Below are 15,606 nucleotides of genomic sequence, written 5' to 3'. Positions count from 1 at the left end.
CTTTACAGAGGTGCTATTTAGGTGTGAGATAGCAAAGTGTTATAGAAATTAACAAACCCTTTCGCCTAAGGTGGTTACATGAGTTCATTCGATCAGGACATGCTAGACGAGCTAAATTTGTTATTGAAGTTTCCTACAGACAGTTTACTTCAGGGCCTAAAGATTCATCACGATGCTAGCCAAAGCATGGTAAACGCCGCGTCTCGACTTTATGCCAAGGGGCTTATAACTCAGCCCGATGGCGGCTATCTCACCGACTTGGGTATCGATCTTGCCGATCACGCTCGTCATATCCAATCGGCATTGTGCCCCAGGAAAAGTAGTCATTAATTAACACGTAACCTGCTGTTATATGGATATATAGGCGCCACGGAAAGTGCAGGGGTAAAAAACGTTGTAGCTGATAGCGCACAATTTTCGTAAAGAAAGGCATGTCTTAGTTAAGATAATCTATACTAAGCCGATAAGTTAACTAAGACAGTGCAATCAATATTTACTCCTTAGCTATGAAACGTATTCTATCTACCGCTTTATTTATCTGTGTTTCGGTAACGGGGTTCTCTGCTCACGCTCTTGAGGGGGAAACCGTAGAAGAGCTGCGTGCAGTTCAGCTATACAGCCAAGACGCGTTAATTGACATGATTAACGCTAATACGCATCTAGACAAGGTGGTGGCTGACAGGTGCCAGCTAGTACAAGATATTGAAGCGCGAGCAGACGTACTTAAAATTCCGGCGTACCAATTTTTATGGGGCGACATGTTGGCTTGGGGTGTGTGTGTTGATGCGGCGCCGTCGCGAGGCATTGGTTATATGGAAGATGCTGCGAACCAAGGTTTGCCCGCCGCCCTTGAACAACTGGGGCGTTATTACGCAAAAGGCACGTTGGTACAACAAGATAAGTCTCGCGCCGTGGTGTATTTACGCGAAGCCGCTGCACTTAAAAACCTAAAAGCGCAAATTCGATTGGTTGAGTTGTTTTTAGAAGGTTACGGTAGCCCCTACGATTACGAAGATGCGTATCACTGGCTTTATAACTCGGTCACAAACGATAAAAAACAGCATCAAAAAATTTCATCTTATCTAGCGCGTTTAGAAAAGCTAATGCACCCGAAAGCGGTGCGTCAAGCTAAGCGCCCAATGGATAGTTAGAGCTGTCACGCACCGTCCACTTGTTGTTATTGAGCCTAAAAGGTTATGCATAGCTATTGTGAACCCACGGAAAATACTGAGCAAAAACGTTCCGCAGGGTGAAGGGGTAGACACTATCGTTTTCGCCACCCGGTAAGCATAGGGCGAATAAGCTGAACATTCCCTAAGTACTGTACTAAAAACACTGCCGCAATATGCACTAAAACGCAGGCGTAAAGCACATCGGCCATAATGCTGTGTATCCATTCCAACGTGCTGTTGCCAAACATGGCGTCTATCTCTTCCATCATAAAGCCGGTAATGCCTAAACCTAAGAATAGAGTGAATACGGCAAATATCATTAGCCAACCGAAAGGGTTATGACCGTGCCTGGTGGGGATTTTCTTTTGCTGTAAATGGTGAAAGTGCTCGATAAAAGCCTTTTTACTCAAAGATACGCTGGCAAAACTAGCGTAAGGGATTTCTCCACTCTTATTCAGCGCCTTTTGTTGTTGAAGCGTGCCCCAAGCAAGTCGTAGTAGAATAAACGACACCCCAGCGTACCCTGCTATTTCATGATAAAGCCGGCCCGGCTCTACAATAAAGTAGTTGGTAATAAAAGCAGCAACAATACCCCAGTGACAAATGCGCACAACCCAATCCCAAATATAAATATCTGAAGGCGTGTCTTTTGTTGTACTCATAATATGGCTTACTCTGTTTAAAACAAAAAACGCTGCAGTATCCCTGCAGCGTTTTTATCAAGCATTAAAGCAAACGATGTGTTTGTCGTTTACTAAACTTAGTGTTTTTCTTCTTTAACAATGCTGCCATCAACTGGGTTGAAGTAAATTTCTACTTTGTTTTCTTCTTTATCAAAACCATAGATTTCGTAGCAGTTGCCGTCTGTTACTTTAAACTCATTAATTTTGTAGCCTTGCGCTAGCAGTTGCGCCTGAAACGCATCTTGATTTTGCCATTCAGCTTCAGGTGCAGTAGTACATTGCGTAGTGCCGTGCTCTGCACTACAAGCACTTAATAGGGTCGCAGCGCCAATAGCTGTAGCCATCATTAATTTTTTCATTGCAGTCTCCATTTCGCTTTTAGTTAAAAGTTATTTCTGTCCTACGTGGAATGAGTGTACTTAGTTTGCTCTTTGATTCAAAGGGGCGTTTTTTGTGATAACTTTTGTTGCGCATTAATTCCACAAAATTTATATAACCCGTTACTGCGTAACAACTGAATTTTGGTATAGAGCGAGGCAAGAAGTCGCTGTCACAAAATTGCCTCCAACTTGTCATGTATGGTTCATCGAACCGTCTCAAAAGCGCTCTACATTCTTTGGCTTTGATATATCTAAACAATAAGCAATGTCGCCAATCTGTCGGTGAAATGCTTATAAAAATACATAAAGCACCCAATAAGCACACGAAAGGAATGATTTGATGCGCCCTCTGTACCCACTATCTGTTTACCCACGCACTTTGCTAGCGACAACCATTGCTTTAGCACTATCGAGCGCGGCAATGGCACAAGAAGTAGCGCCTGATACAGCAAACGAGAATGACTACATAGAAGAAATTACCGTTACCGCGCAAATGCGCGAGCAGTCTGTTATGGATGTGCCAGTGACCATGGATGTCATTGGTAGCGAATTCTTAGAGCGCACCAATATCATGGAACTTGATGAGCTTTCTCGTATATTGCCAAACGTTCAAATTCAGGAGCAAGCGGTAAGCTTACCGTCGTTCAACATTCGCGGTGTAACCGACGATGTGTCATCGGTATCGGCGACGCCTCGCATCTCGGTATATCAAGATGGCTTTGATATCAGCAAGAAAACCGTAGCAAGTGTTGCACTTTACGATATTGCTCGCGTTGAAGTGTTAAAAGGCCCTCAGCCGACGCTTTTCGGTGTGGCGGCAGCAAACGGTGCGGTAAGCATTCACTCTAACCTTCCGACCTTTGAACAGGAAGGCAAAGTGCAGGTTGGCTATAACTCAGAGCAGGGCCAAGAACTTGAGTTTATGTATAACCAGCCTATTAACGACAACCACAGTTTTCGTATAGCTGGGCTTTATCGTGAAATGGACGGCATTGTAGAAAATAATGCCTGTAGCGCTGATTCTTACTATGGTAATGCAAACATGTATAACCATTTAGGTGAAGAGGTACCGTGCAATAGTGAAGACCTTCAAGGTGTATCGGTGCAAGCTCTTCGCGCAACCTGGCTTGCAAGCTATGATAAGTTAGAAATCATTGCGCGTGCAGCAATGGAGTACAACGACCAGCCGGGCATTGCCTTCAAATCAGGCTCTATCGCTCCCAATGGCGGAGATACTAGCCCTTTTACTGATGCCGAATTTAGCTTAGGCAGTGAACTAGGTATTGAACGAACGCTTCAAGCTTATGACTTAACCATTAACTACGATTTCAACCAAATGCTTAGCCTACACGCCGATGCCTACTATAAAGATGTAGAAGTAAGCGAAGGCTTTGACGCTGATGGTTCTGCTTTGCGTATTCAAGATGCCTACTTTGATAACGACGCCACGCTTAAAGGTGCGTCAATGCGTTTAGTGTATGACTCGGGTGATAAATTGGCCGCGTTTGTAGGTGCGTCTATTACTCAAGACGATTCTATTTTGCCCTATTATGTAATGGTCGACCCATTTGTACGTGGTACCTTCGATGCGGTAAAAGCACAGCTTGAGGCCACCTCAAACATTCCGCTGAACCAAAACATTGCAACCAATGCATCATTAGAAGAAATAGAAGCGCTGCGTGCTATGTTGGTATCACAGCTATTTAATGCCGACGGTTCACCTATTTCAAACCCTGCGCTACCGCCTATTTTCATACAAGGGCCGTTCATATTTGAAGCCGAGCTAGACATTGCCTCTTATGTCGCGGAAATATCTTACTTTGTTACCGACGATATCAATGTAACTGCCGGTGTACGTTACATTGATGAAACCCGCTATACCCGTAATACCTTTACTACCGCAGACGGCGCGTTTACTTTCGATGCCGAGCGCGACTTTGACGATACCTTGCCACGCTTTGCGGTAAGTTACGATGTGAACAATAACTGGAACTTGTATGCGAACTACGCCAAGGGCCGCCGTTCACCAGTGGTTGATGCTAATGCGGGTGGCGTTAATGTTACTAAACCTGAAATAGTAGACAGCTACGATCTGGGTGTTAAGTATCAAAGCGCAAACTTCCTGTTCTCGGGTGCCATTTTTACCTACGAGTACAGTGACTATCAGCAAAGCTTTACCGATGCAGAAACCTTGCAGTCGATTACTGTAACAGTGGGCGACTCGACCATGTCGGGCATCGAGGGTATGGCTACCTACAATTACAGCGACACGCTAACTTTAACCGCAAGCCTTGGTTTCTTAGACGCAGAATTTGCTAACGACACTGCCGATGGTTCGCCATTTGAATACGGCGGTAACAAGTTTCGTTTAGCACCTGAGGTAAGCGGTGCAATTAACATTAACAAAGTATTCAACATGAATAACTTCGACATTGATGTTAACTGGCTTACCAGTTTCCAGTCTGAGGTGTTCTTTGAAAGCAGTAATTACCCTGGTCTTTCTCAAGATACTTACTCACTGACTGATGTATCGGTGAAGCTGCTTCAAGACAACAGCAAGTTTGCCTATGAGTTTTACGTGAACAACCTGTTTGATAAAGAATTCTTGATTGATGCTGGTAATACGGGCGGTGGCTTGGGGATTCCGACCTTTGTTCGCGGCATGCCACGCATTGCTGGTGTGCGTGTTTATTACGCGTTCTAGAAGTAAAGAATAAGAGAGTACCTATTTCCGTCAATATGCCCCTATTTTGATGGGAATAGGACGTAATTTAAATTATATGGATTACAAGAAGGAGTATCAGAGACTCTGTTTTTAGTTGGTGCAATTTAACTATAATGTCTTTCACTCTGTCTTTGTTGATGAAAAGCGAAAGAAGACATTTAATGCTAGTGCAGTTACAATAAAGATTCTTTAAGAACCTCGGAGAATCTGCATGCCTTTAAAAGCTACCTCAGTGAGATTAGATGATGAAACACTTGCACGTGTAGGCGAAATGGCTAAGGCGATGGATAGACCTAGGGCGTGGCTGATGGCCGAAGCCATCAAGCAGTTTGTTGCTCGCGAAGAATGGTTTATCCAAGAGGTGGAAAAAGGAGTGAAAGCCGCTGATGAGGGACGTTTGACCGACCATACTGATGTCAAAGCTAAGTGGGAGGCTAAGCGTGCAGCTCAAATGGACTGATCTTGCAGGTACCGATTTAGAGAAAATTGAAGCTCATATTGCTCAAGAAAATAGCCCCTCTGTAGCTATTGACGTTGTCATGAATATTATTGATAGTTCGCACCTAGTCTTATCGGAACATCCTAGAGCGGGCCGTCATGGCCGATTGAAGAATACGCGTGAACTTGTGATTAATGGCCTGCCGTTTATCGTTATATATCGAGAAAACATCATTACAAATTGCATCGAAATACTACGTGTTCTTCATGATGCTCAGCAATGGCCCTGCGCAGATTAAAAACAAACTGTTTGTGGAAAGCACTAAGTTCATTGTGCGACTTGTAACATAGCGTTTGTGGTTTCTTCTTGTAAAAATAACGTGTATAGGCTCAAGCCTATACACGCTTATAAAATTGTAGAAAGCTATGCCTTAATCTCAAAGCTATGCGTGTTAACCACCTTTCCAGCCTTGGTCAAAATCGCATCCACATAGTGCCAGGTCGCTTTAGCTTCATCCTCGCTAACGGTCAATGTCATAAAGCCGCGCTGGTGAAGATTACAATACTGTAAATCATCAATAAGAAGGGGAAGGTCATCAGCAAGTGTTTCTGCCATTTCATCATCCATACTTAAATAATGTTCCATGCCGGGTGACGTCACCCCAGAGGTGGCAAGTTCAACACCCACTTCCGTTCCGTCTTTGAGGGTTAACTTATTGTGCCATGCATTATGAGTATCGCCTGCTAGAGCTATAACGGGTTTGCCGATGGATTTTAGCTGCATGAGAACCTGTTCCCGTTCAACGGGGTAGCCGTCCCATGCGTCTAAATTGTAGGGCATTACCGTATTGATAAGTGCAAGCTCTTGCTCACTGAGTGCTGCACCTTGCTTTTGTTTGCGTTTGATATTCGCAAGCCTATGTACATGAGCAGGTATTTCTTTACGCTCAACGCCGTTAAATATCGATACAGGGAAAAGCATGCGGCCTATTAATAGCTGTTGGCCTAACACCTGCCATTTTGCCTGACTTTGCTGCATAGATGAATGCAGCCAGTTGCGCTGGGTTTCACCTAAAAGCCCACGACTAGGATCACTGATATCTTTCATAAAGCCTGCTTGGTCAAAAGCTTTAGTTTCAGCGTCGCGATAGTTGGCGTATTCAAGCTGCTTATCCCGGGCTAAAACGCGGGTATCAAGCATGTATAAATCAAGCAGGTTGCCAAAGGTAAACTGACGGTAGATTTCTAAACGTTCAGTGCCAAATGGTGGGCGAATAGGCAGCCACTCATAATAGGCTTGCACTGCCGCAGCGCGACGTTCATAAAAATCACCTTCGTCTGCTTGGTGATTTTCCGCACCGTCTTTGTAAGTGTCGTTAGTAATTTCGTGATCATCCCAAACCACAATAAAAGGCTTGTTTTGATGCAGCGCAAGCAACCCTTCGTCGGTGCGATACAACGCGTAGCGGTTTCGGTAGTCGGTTAGCGTATATAGCTCGGTATCGTTATCTGGCGCATAGGTTCGGCCAATCTCTTTGGCATGTTCGGTGGCGTAACCCTTTCCATCGTACTCATATATGTAGTCGCCCAAATGCAGTACATAATCCATGTTGTCATCTTTGGCGGCTTCCATATAAGGCGTGAAAAAGCCGGCAGGGTAGTTCGAGCAAGAAAATATGCCGAATGTGACCTTAGAAACGTCTGCTTCCGGCAATGTGCGAGTTTCGCCAACAGGGCTCACATTATTCGCACTTCTGAAGCGATAAAAGTATTTGCTTGCAGGCTGAAGACCTGACACATCTACTTTTACGGTAAAGTCATGTGTCGCTTTAGCCTCAACGACTCCGCTACTTACCACGTCGGTAAATGCTGCATCGCTTGCCATTTCCCACAAAATATCGGCTTTAACTAAAGCCGAGCTTGATGTAGGAACCGCGCGAGTCCAAATGATCACTGCATCTTTTAACGGGTCGCCACTGGCCACGCCATGGGTAAATTCCGATTTAGTTTGAGGCTGACTGTTTGCTGACGTGCTAACTGTACACCCCGCTAGCCCAGTAGATACTGCCACGCTCGCACCCGCGAATGACGACAGCCTAATAAACGTTCTTCTATCCATATGCCTGCTCTTTATAAAGTTGGTAGGGTAAATAGTGTATTAATTGTTTTGTTGAACGCTCATACAACAAAAATGAAAACCCATTTTTATACTGATTGTTTGTGACATCGAGATGTCAGGCTGAACTGAATCGATAACTGGACGTTAGATTGAAGTTTACACAACCCTGTTCGATTAAAATATAAACATATTTTTGAGGTGAGATTACCTCTGTGGTAATCTTCTATGGGTGGTTAGATGGCAATTGTAAGCTTCCTACATCAAAAGCTACTTTTAATGTGGCTATCTGATTACGATGAATGGCTTGTGTTAGCATATCGTCATGAAGTCTGGAATGCGTTGTTTGATTTAGACGCTGCATCACAAATATCTGATTTGCTAGATATCGGTGCAGTACGATCCGAAGAAAGCGAACTTTGGTACGTGACTATTACAGTTAATAGCGTAGAGCCTTGTGGAGCGGTAACTTGCTATTTCAACGATGGTGACTGTTTCAGTCTGGATTATAGAGAGTACAACCCATGAGACAAAGTATGCACATAGGCATTGAATCTAAAGGTGATAGGGGCTGCGCATTAATTGAAGCAGGAGAGCGAGCATCACGGCCCGAGCATCTTAAGAGGCCCCATCCGGGCGAAGTATTTAAACGCAGATGCATGGCAAAGTCACCCTTGAAGCAATCAGAGGTTGCGCAATGCTTAGAAGTCTCGACTAAACATTTATCGCGATTTGTTAACGGGCATTCTAATTTAACTGTCGAGTTCGCGCGCAAGCTTGAAGCGGTAAGCGGTAAGCGGTATAAGTGCCAAGGCTTGGATGCATTATCAGGTTGCCTACGACTTGTATCGAACCGCAAAAAGTAAACCCAGCTTAAAACCAATATACTAGCGGGTGTTTCAACTTTTATACTGTGTATGTATAACTTACGTGAGCTTGCGCCCTTTAACCTTATTAGCTTATAGACATTGAAGAAAAGATATTGCCTAGCACGGTAATAACTTCGCTTGCATTACAATAAACCGCAAAATTCAGCACGCCTTAATTACTCCCAATGTTTTACCGTAAATACTGTTATACTGTGCAGCAAATAACCACATGAACCAAATTTGGTAAGTGTGTCTAACAATCTATGAATCAAAATTTCTTGTACGTATTTTTTAAGGCGTACCACAATAAAAAAGTCTTGAACAAATAAAGTAAGCTTTAGGAGCACGTTAGTTGAGATGTCAGACGACGAGTTGTTTGAATATTAACTAGCAGAGCAACGCCCGTCAGCGGCAGGTTAAGGCTTACTGAGTAAACAAAATAAAAGGTAATTTATAAATACATGAGTGACGATCCGCATTATCAGCGCGAGAAAGAGAAGTACGACAACCCGGTAGCAAGCCGCGAATATTTAATGAGTTTACTAAAAGAACACGACAAGCCTTTGTCGTTTCTTGATATTTGTAACTTGGTGAACGCGTTCGACGAAGAAGCCCGAATAGGTATACAGCGCCGCTTACGCGCCATGGAGCGCGAAGGGCAAGTACAGTTCACCAAACAGAAAAAATACATACTTCAAAACCGTGATGAAATCATAAAAGGCCGCATTATTGGCCACCGAGATGGTTACGGCTTTCTGCGTCCTGAAGATAAAAGTGGTGACTTATTTATCAGTGCTGGGCAAATGAATTTGTTTTTACACGATGACGTGGTTGAAGCGCGCATTAGCGGCACCGACCGTCGCGGTAGAAAAGAAGCCTTTATTACCCAAGTTATTGAGCCAAGAAGCGAGCCAATAGTCGGGCGCTATTTCGTAGAGCAAGGTTTTGGCATGGTTGTGCCAGATGATAGCCGCCTTCAGCATGAAATTGTTATTCCACCAGAAAGTACCAACGGTGCGCGCATGGGGCAGGTGGTTGTAGTAGAACTCTCCCAACGCCCCCGCCGTAAAATGAACCCCGTGGGAAAAATTGTTGAAGTACTCGGTGAGCATATGGCGCCAGGTATGGAAATAGAAATGGCACTTCGCACGTTTGACATTCCGCACCAGTGGCCAAATGGCGTAACCAAACAAGTGGAAAAGCTTACCGATCAGGTGCCCGATGAAGCCAAAGAAGGCCGCATCGACTTGCGCCAACTTCCCCTTGTTACCATTGATGGTGAAGACGCCCGCGACTTCGATGACGCAGTATATTGTGAACCGCTAGACGATGGCGGCTGGCAGCTCTGGGTAGCCATTGCGGATGTAAGCCATTACGTAAGAACGGGCTCTGCCCTTGATGATGAAGCGCAACAGCGCGGAAACTCAGTGTATTTCCCCGACCAAGTTATCCCTATGTTACCTGAGGTGTTGTCGAATGGACTGTGTTCACTGAACCCTGAAGTCGACCGGCTTTGTATGGTGTGTGAAATGACGATCAGCGCCCAAGGGAAGCTAGAAGAGTTTCAGTTCTATGAAGCAGTGATGAACTCTCATGCCCGTCTTACCTACAACAAGGTGTGGGGCATATTACAAGGCGACAAAGAGCTACATCAGCGTTACGAGCCTCATGTCCCACACCTTCGCAATTTGCATGATCTTTATCGCGCGCTTAAAAAAGCCCGAGCCAAACGCGGGGCTATTGAGTTTGAAACCCAAGAAGTGAAGTTTGTATTCAATGCCCAGCGCAAGATTGAAAATATTGTGCCGCTGGTGCGTAACGACGCGCACAAGCTTATTGAAGAGTGCATGATCATGGCAAACGTGAGTGCGGCTCTTACGCTTGAAAAGCATGAGGCGCCAGCGCTATATCGTGTGCACGACAAACCAGACGCCGACAGGCTTACCGCTTTTACCAGCTACTTAAGTGAAATTGGTATCCCTCATGCCATTGTAGAAGATGCCGAGCCAGCCGCATTTACCGACGTGGTGCTTAAAACCCGTGGTCGAGTAGACGAAGAGCTTATTCAAACCATGCTGCTACGCTCGATGAAACAAGCGGTTTACGATGGCGAAAACGTAGGGCACTTTGGCTTGGCGTTAGAAGCTTACGCGCACTTTACATCACCTATCCGTCGTTACCCTGATTTAGTGGTACACCGTGCATTAAAAGGCATTATTGCTAAACAGCAGGGTAAAAAAGCGGTAAGCGGTGCTAAAAACTACACAGTAGAGGAAATTGAGCAGCTTGGTGAACAGTGTTCAATGACAGAACGCCGCGCTGATGATGCTACCCGCGATGTGGCCGACTGGCTCAAGTGCGAGTTTATGTTAGATCACGTAGGTGACACTTTTGAAGGGGTAGTCAGCTCGGTCACTAATTTCGGTTTATTCATTCGCTTAACGGAATACCATATCGACGGGTTAGTGCATATTACGTCACTCGATGACGACTATTATCACTATGATGATGTGAAACAAGCGTTGGTAGGTGAGTCGGGCCATCGTCAGTTCAGACTGGGCGACACAGTCGAGGTAACCGTTGCGGCAGTAAACCTTGATGAAAGAAAGATTGATTTATTACTCGATAAGTCTATGCTGCGCAGCACTAAAGGTAAGAAGGTAAAAGTGAAGACAGTTAAAAAGTCTTCAGACAAACCTACTCGCTTTGATAATAAACCCCGCTCTGGTAAAGACTCCCGTTCTGATAAGAAGGGGAGCAAAGGCAAAGGTGGTTCAAATTCGCCCAGTCGTAGCGGTGGAAAGTCGTCAAGTCGCGGTAGCGCAAAAAGTAGCAACAGCGGCAAAACATTGTCATTGAATAAAAGAGGTAAGCGTTAAATGGCGCAGCAAGAATGGTTATACGGTTTACATGCTATGCAGTCGGTACTCGAAAAAGAGCCAGAGCGTGTAATGGAAGTGTGGGTTTTAAAAGGTCGGAACGATGACCGCTTGACCAACATTGTTAACCAAGCCCGCCGTTTTGGTATCTCTGTTCAGTTTAGCCAGCGCAAAGCGCTAGATGACAAAGTAAGCGGTGAGCAACACCAAGGCGTGGTAGCAAGAGCGAAACCAGCCCGCGTGCTAGATGAAGCTGACTTAGACAAAATTTTAGAAAGCGAAGCGCAGCCTTTAATCTTGGTACTAGACGGTGTTACCGACCCGCATAATCTAGGTGCGTGCCTGCGTACTGCAGATGGAGCAGGGGTGCACGCGGTAGTAGTACCGAAAGATAAATCAGCAAGTCTAAACGGCACAGTAAGAAAAGTGGCCTGTGGTGCAGCTGAAGTGGTTCCACTTATTCAAATCACGAACCTGGCCAGAACCTTGAAGCACCTTCAAGATAAGGGGCTATGGATTGTGGGCACAGCGGGTGAGACCGACAAAACCTTGTACGATGTAGACTTAAAAGGCTCGACTGCGCTTGTTATGGGGGCAGAAGGTAAAGGTATGCGTCGATTAACAAAAGAAACCTGCGACGAACTGGTTAAGTTGCCTATGGCAGGCAGCGTAACAAGCCTTAATGTGTCGGTAGCAACAGGCGTTTGCCTATACGAGATAGTGAGACAGCGTGGTTTGTAATGCTCCCTAAGCGTTTGAACGCGACGCGAGAGCTTCCAAAACAAGAAATGTTAAAGGCACGCAGAAAGATTGTTGAGCGCCTTTTTTCTTTTTAGAATATTTACTTAATCTATGCAAACTGTGCTTGGTTGTCTGAAATAGCACTTTTGGTTGCGTCAACCGTTGCATATGGTTGCCAAGCAATAAGTTAGTAGCAATCCGTTGCTATCACGAGTATTTATATTAAAAAATAGGGTTGTTTAGTAGTTCTGTCGCTTTTTCTTGAGCTCTAAGCCAAGCGACGGTTTTCTTGCATCGCCATGACACGGCTTCTTCAATTAACGGCAGTAGCTGGGTTAATGTAGGCTGATTAAAAATAGGCTCATGGTGAGCAATTCTATTGCGTTGCTTCCTGATTATGTCGCAACCGTTTTTCAGTGTGTTTCGAATGGTAGATACTGTATTTTCCGTTGAGTTGGGAAAGACTTGTTTGATAAAAGGCTTCCAAATACGCCCCTCATGTCTTTTTGCCAGCATGTTTTCATACCAACTCAGTTTCAGCTCTGGCAAAAGTTTACCTACACCTTGATAATCTTGAGTTAGTCGTACTAAGTCTTGCTTGTCTTTGTAGGGCAATGAATTTTGGAATACGACGTTTGTTGGCCAGTCATTGCCGTAGCGCATTGATATAGCCTCAGAAACCGCATTCCTTAAAACGACTTCATATATGTGAAGCGGGAAGAACATCACGGAAGAAAGCTGTGCGTTCCATTCGTAGAGCTTAAGAGTTGTAGCAGTGCAGTCATTTCCTATTTTTTTTACTACCGCATTTCTAAACGTTGTTAATCGGCTCAGAGACAACGTATTTTCTATAGACTGGTACGGCACAAATCATTCCCTTTAATTAACCATTTGACAATTGGTGTTCGATTACTTACGATCTCAAACGAGAGCTTTGGATATCCCTGCTTAAGCAGCCCACCAAAGACATAAGACTCGAACGAGCCTACGCTTATAGCGTGGGCTTTTTCATTTATAAATTAGCATATTATCTTTTAAGTAGTGATCTTTTTTACACCGCCATTGCATTGCCGCTGGGTGATAAGTATCTAAACCTCATGCCCGAGCGCACAGCAACTTCCTCTCGTCAACGCCAAACTAAATAAAATATCTACTAACCAGTCTTGAAATATTGCATTGCTTAATGGCTCAGCCAATTAAATAAAACCAGACCAAGAAATCTACAAATCACTGCTGGATTCGTTTAATAAAAAAAGCTAAACAGGTGATTAATATTTTGTTACATTTCAAATTGTAAAATAAATGTTAATTATGAATTTTTATTCCTAACATGAATGTGCTCATAGCGCACAGCTATGGCGGCTTGCATCGTAATTGTTGGTGTTTCAACGTATCGTAAAAGGTATGAAAAATACTCATCAAGGTTGAGGTTATATACTCAACTCATTGATTAGCCGCCTAATATGAGCTCAGTAGATTCGCGAGGTATTACTCGCTATCTACACACCTGACAAACGGGTAGGTCGTTGCAACGCAGTTGCGTCGGTTGTCATGGATGAGCTTTTCGTATGAGGTAATGGTTATACCTGTATGTCATTTAATAACAAATAGCTTCAAAAGCACGGGACAAAAAAGTGCTGAAGTTAATAAGACAGATAAAACAGGAAATAAATTTTGAACTCAAAGTTTAATAAGAAACACACATGTCTAACTGCAGCTGCACTAGCTGTATCACTTGGCTTAATGGGTAATTCTGCAATGGCTGCCGGCGAAGGGCTGGTAAAAGTGAAAGAAAAACCTCAATCTTTGAAGCAAGCAATAGGCAAACGTCTAACGGTTGACCGTTTGGTAACTACCGAACAACAGCGCTACATCATTAAGTTCAAAGACGAAATGGTAAGCGAAACGGTTGAGGTGAGTGCATTAAAAGGTAAAGGTCAAATCTCAAGTGCCAAAGTAAAAGGTAAAAAGCCTTTCGATATCGCATCTGCAAAGTCAGAGGTTCGCAAAGCCGGCGGCGCTATCAAAAAAGAGCTTAAAAAGCACAAAATGGTAGCGGCGACCATGAGTAAGTCGGCGCTCAACAAGCTTCGCAACAATCCTAACGTAGAAAGTATTGAGGTTGACGTACGTCGTAAGCCTATGGCGCAAACTACGCCTTACGGCTACACCATGGTACAGGCAAACCAGTTCGGCCAGTCAGATACCACGGCGCGCAAAGTATGTATTATCGATACTGGCTATAATCTAGGTCACCCAGACCTTCCGGGCACAAACGATGGTGTAACAGGTCAGGCAAACAATAGTGCCGTAGGTAACTGGTACAACGATGGTAACGGTCACGGTACCCACGTAGCGGGCACCATTGCAGCATACGATAATAACGAAGGTGTGGTAGGTGTATACCCGGGTGTTAACATGCACATCGTTAAGATTTTTAACGATAATGGTCAGTGGACCTATGCCTCTGACCTTATCGATGCCATTACCCAGTGTCAGGATGCAGGCTCAAATGTGGTTAACATGAGCTTAGGTGGCGGCAGCTCTTCAACCACCGAGCGCAATGCAATGCAAAGCTTTACCGATGCAGGCATGTTGCTAGTGGCTGCGGCGGGTAACGACGGCAATAGTGCAAAATCATACCCAGCGTCTTACGATGCAGTTATGTCGGTAGCGGCGGTAGACTCAAATGAAAATCGTGCAAGCTACAGCCAATATAACGACCAAGTGGAAATTGCGGCACCGGGCAGTGCGGTCCAGTCGACATACCCTACTAACACCTATGCTTCTTTAAGCGGTACATCAATGGCAACGCCACACGTAGCTGGTGGTGCAGCACTAGTATGGAGCTACTTCCCGCAGTGTTCAAACAACCAAATTCGTAGTGCACTTAATGCAACGGCAGAAGATAAAGGCAGTGCGGGTCGTGATAACTTCTACGGTTATGGCTTAATGCAGCTTGCTGATGCCTACAACTACCTTAACACCAACGGTTGTGCCGGTGGCGGTACTGGTGGCGGTGGCGGCTCTGAGCCTGGCGTAGAACCAGTATCAGGTCAGCTAACCGGCCTTTCAGGTACGCGCAGAAACTGGGACCGCTACACTTGGACGATTCCTGAAGGTGTAACGCAGATGACTATTCGTACCTCTGGTGGTTCAGGCGATGCCGATCTATACGTGAAGTTTGGCTCACAGCCAGAAACGAATAGCTATGATTGTCGTCCTTATCAAAATGGCAACAGCGAAGTATGTACATTCGACGCGCCAGCGTCAGGCACATGGCACATTGGTATTCGCGCTTATTCGTCATACAGCGGTGTGACACTATCATACTCATATGAGTAAGTAATCCCGTCTCCCTAAGACACAGTTAAAGCCTGCTTATGCAGGCTTTTTTTCGCCCCGTCTAAATTACGAATACAACCTTTTTATGCATCAAATTGTAAAGCTTTGATAAAGAATGGTCAGCTTTGCAAAGATAGTGTAAAGCCCCGAACTAACCCCTTCTAACTTAGCCATATCATTGTATTGTGCGTGCCCTGTAAAGCACTCCCAACGTGTGCCTATTTGCTTAAACGCAGGCGTTTATCCAACAAAAGAACA

14 protein-coding genes are annotated in these 15,606 nt (G+C 44.7%); 10 read left to right on the top strand and 4 right to left on the bottom strand.

From position 1 onward, the window contains the following. The first annotated feature begins 78 nt into the window (after positions 1 to 78). Together MADE_RS17510 and MADE_RS17505 are read left to right on the top strand one after the other, a co-directional pair. On the top strand, positions 79 to 330 hold the full coding sequence (locus MADE_RS17510; protein ID WP_012519919.1) for a TIGR02647 family protein: 252 nt from the start codon (positions 79 to 81) through the stop codon (positions 328 to 330). A gap of 176 nt (positions 331 to 506) precedes the next feature. Further along, a complete protein-coding gene (locus MADE_RS17505) occupies positions 507 to 1,151 on the top strand; it encodes a tetratricopeptide repeat protein (protein ID WP_012519920.1) in 645 nt (214 codons plus the stop codon). A 113-nt stretch (positions 1,152 to 1,264) separates the two neighbouring features. Here the strand turns inward: MADE_RS17505 and MADE_RS17500 are convergent, their stop codons facing one another. Both MADE_RS17500 and MADE_RS17495 read right to left on the bottom strand, forming a co-directional pair. Next, positions 1,265 to 1,834 carry a cytochrome b/b6 domain-containing protein gene (locus MADE_RS17500; RefSeq protein WP_012519921.1) on the bottom strand — a complete coding sequence of 190 codons (570 nt, stop codon included), beginning with the start codon at positions 1,832 to 1,834 and terminating at the stop codon, positions 1,265 to 1,267. Positions 1,835 to 1,932: 98 nt separating this feature from the next. Next, entirely contained in the window at positions 1,933 to 2,214 is a 282-nt protein-coding gene (locus MADE_RS17495) for a PepSY domain-containing protein (RefSeq protein ID WP_012519922.1), read from the bottom strand. A gap of 361 nt (positions 2,215 to 2,575) precedes the next feature. On the opposite strand from MADE_RS17495, the gene MADE_RS17490 reads away from it, so the two are divergent. The 3 genes from MADE_RS17490 (at position 2,576) to MADE_RS17480 (ending at position 5,697) form a co-directional block, all read left to right on the top strand. Beyond that, entirely contained in the window at positions 2,576 to 4,939 is a 2,364-nt protein-coding gene (locus tag MADE_RS17490; protein WP_012519923.1) for a TonB-dependent receptor, read from the top strand. A gap of 232 nt (positions 4,940 to 5,171) precedes the next feature. After that, a complete protein-coding gene (locus MADE_RS17485; RefSeq protein ID WP_012519924.1) occupies positions 5,172 to 5,420 on the top strand; it encodes a CopG family ribbon-helix-helix protein in 249 nt (82 codons plus the stop codon). Beyond that, on the top strand, positions 5,401 to 5,697 hold the full coding sequence (locus tag MADE_RS17480; protein WP_012519925.1) for a type II toxin-antitoxin system RelE/ParE family toxin: 297 nt from the start codon (positions 5,401 to 5,403) through the stop codon (positions 5,695 to 5,697). The genes MADE_RS17485 and MADE_RS17480 overlap by 20 nt, the downstream gene beginning before the upstream one ends. A 125-nt stretch (positions 5,698 to 5,822) precedes the next feature. Here the strand turns inward: MADE_RS17480 and MADE_RS17475 are convergent, their stop codons facing one another. Beyond that, entirely contained in the window at positions 5,823 to 7,517 is a 1,695-nt protein-coding gene (locus MADE_RS17475; RefSeq protein ID WP_012519926.1) for an alkaline phosphatase D family protein, read from the bottom strand. A gap of 237 nt (positions 7,518 to 7,754) precedes the next feature. On the opposite strand from MADE_RS17475, the gene MADE_RS17470 reads away from it, so the two are divergent. The 4 genes from MADE_RS17470 (at position 7,755) to rlmB (ending at position 12,003) form a co-directional block, all read left to right on the top strand. Next, complete coding sequence (locus MADE_RS17470; RefSeq protein ID WP_012519927.1) at positions 7,755 to 8,042, top strand: hypothetical protein; 288 nt, start codon at positions 7,755 to 7,757, stop codon at positions 8,040 to 8,042. Then, positions 8,039 to 8,380, top strand: coding sequence for a helix-turn-helix transcriptional regulator (locus tag MADE_RS17465; RefSeq protein ID WP_012519928.1), 342 nt, complete (start codon positions 8,039 to 8,041; stop codon positions 8,378 to 8,380). Before MADE_RS17470 ends, MADE_RS17465 begins: the two co-directional genes overlap by 4 nt. 464 nt (positions 8,381 to 8,844) lie before the next feature. Beyond that, entirely contained in the window at positions 8,845 to 11,262 is a 2,418-nt protein-coding gene (rnr, locus tag MADE_RS17460) for a ribonuclease R (protein ID WP_012519929.1), read from the top strand. After that, positions 11,263 to 12,003, top strand: coding sequence for a 23S rRNA (guanosine(2251)-2'-O)-methyltransferase RlmB (gene rlmB / locus MADE_RS17455; protein ID WP_023559941.1), 741 nt, complete (start codon positions 11,263 to 11,265; stop codon positions 12,001 to 12,003). A gap of 222 nt (positions 12,004 to 12,225) precedes the next feature. Here the strand turns inward: rlmB and MADE_RS17450 are convergent, their stop codons facing one another. Further along, the gene (locus tag MADE_RS17450; protein WP_012519931.1) at positions 12,226 to 12,870 is read right to left on the bottom strand and encodes an Abi family protein; all 645 of its coding nucleotides are present in this window, start codon (positions 12,868 to 12,870) and stop codon (positions 12,226 to 12,228) included. An 807-nt stretch (positions 12,871 to 13,677) separates the two neighbouring features. On the opposite strand from MADE_RS17450, the gene MADE_RS17445 reads away from it, so the two are divergent. Further along, entirely contained in the window at positions 13,678 to 15,348 is a 1,671-nt protein-coding gene (locus MADE_RS17445) for a S8 family serine peptidase (RefSeq protein ID WP_012519932.1), read from the top strand. The last annotated feature ends 258 nt before the right edge of the window (positions 15,349 to 15,606 follow it).

The sequence above is a fragment of the Alteromonas mediterranea DE genome (genome assembly GCF_000020585.3).
In the GTDB taxonomy this organism is placed as follows: domain Bacteria; phylum Pseudomonadota; class Gammaproteobacteria; order Enterobacterales; family Alteromonadaceae; genus Alteromonas; species Alteromonas mediterranea.
This window is presented reverse-complemented; position numbering and strand designations above follow the sequence as displayed.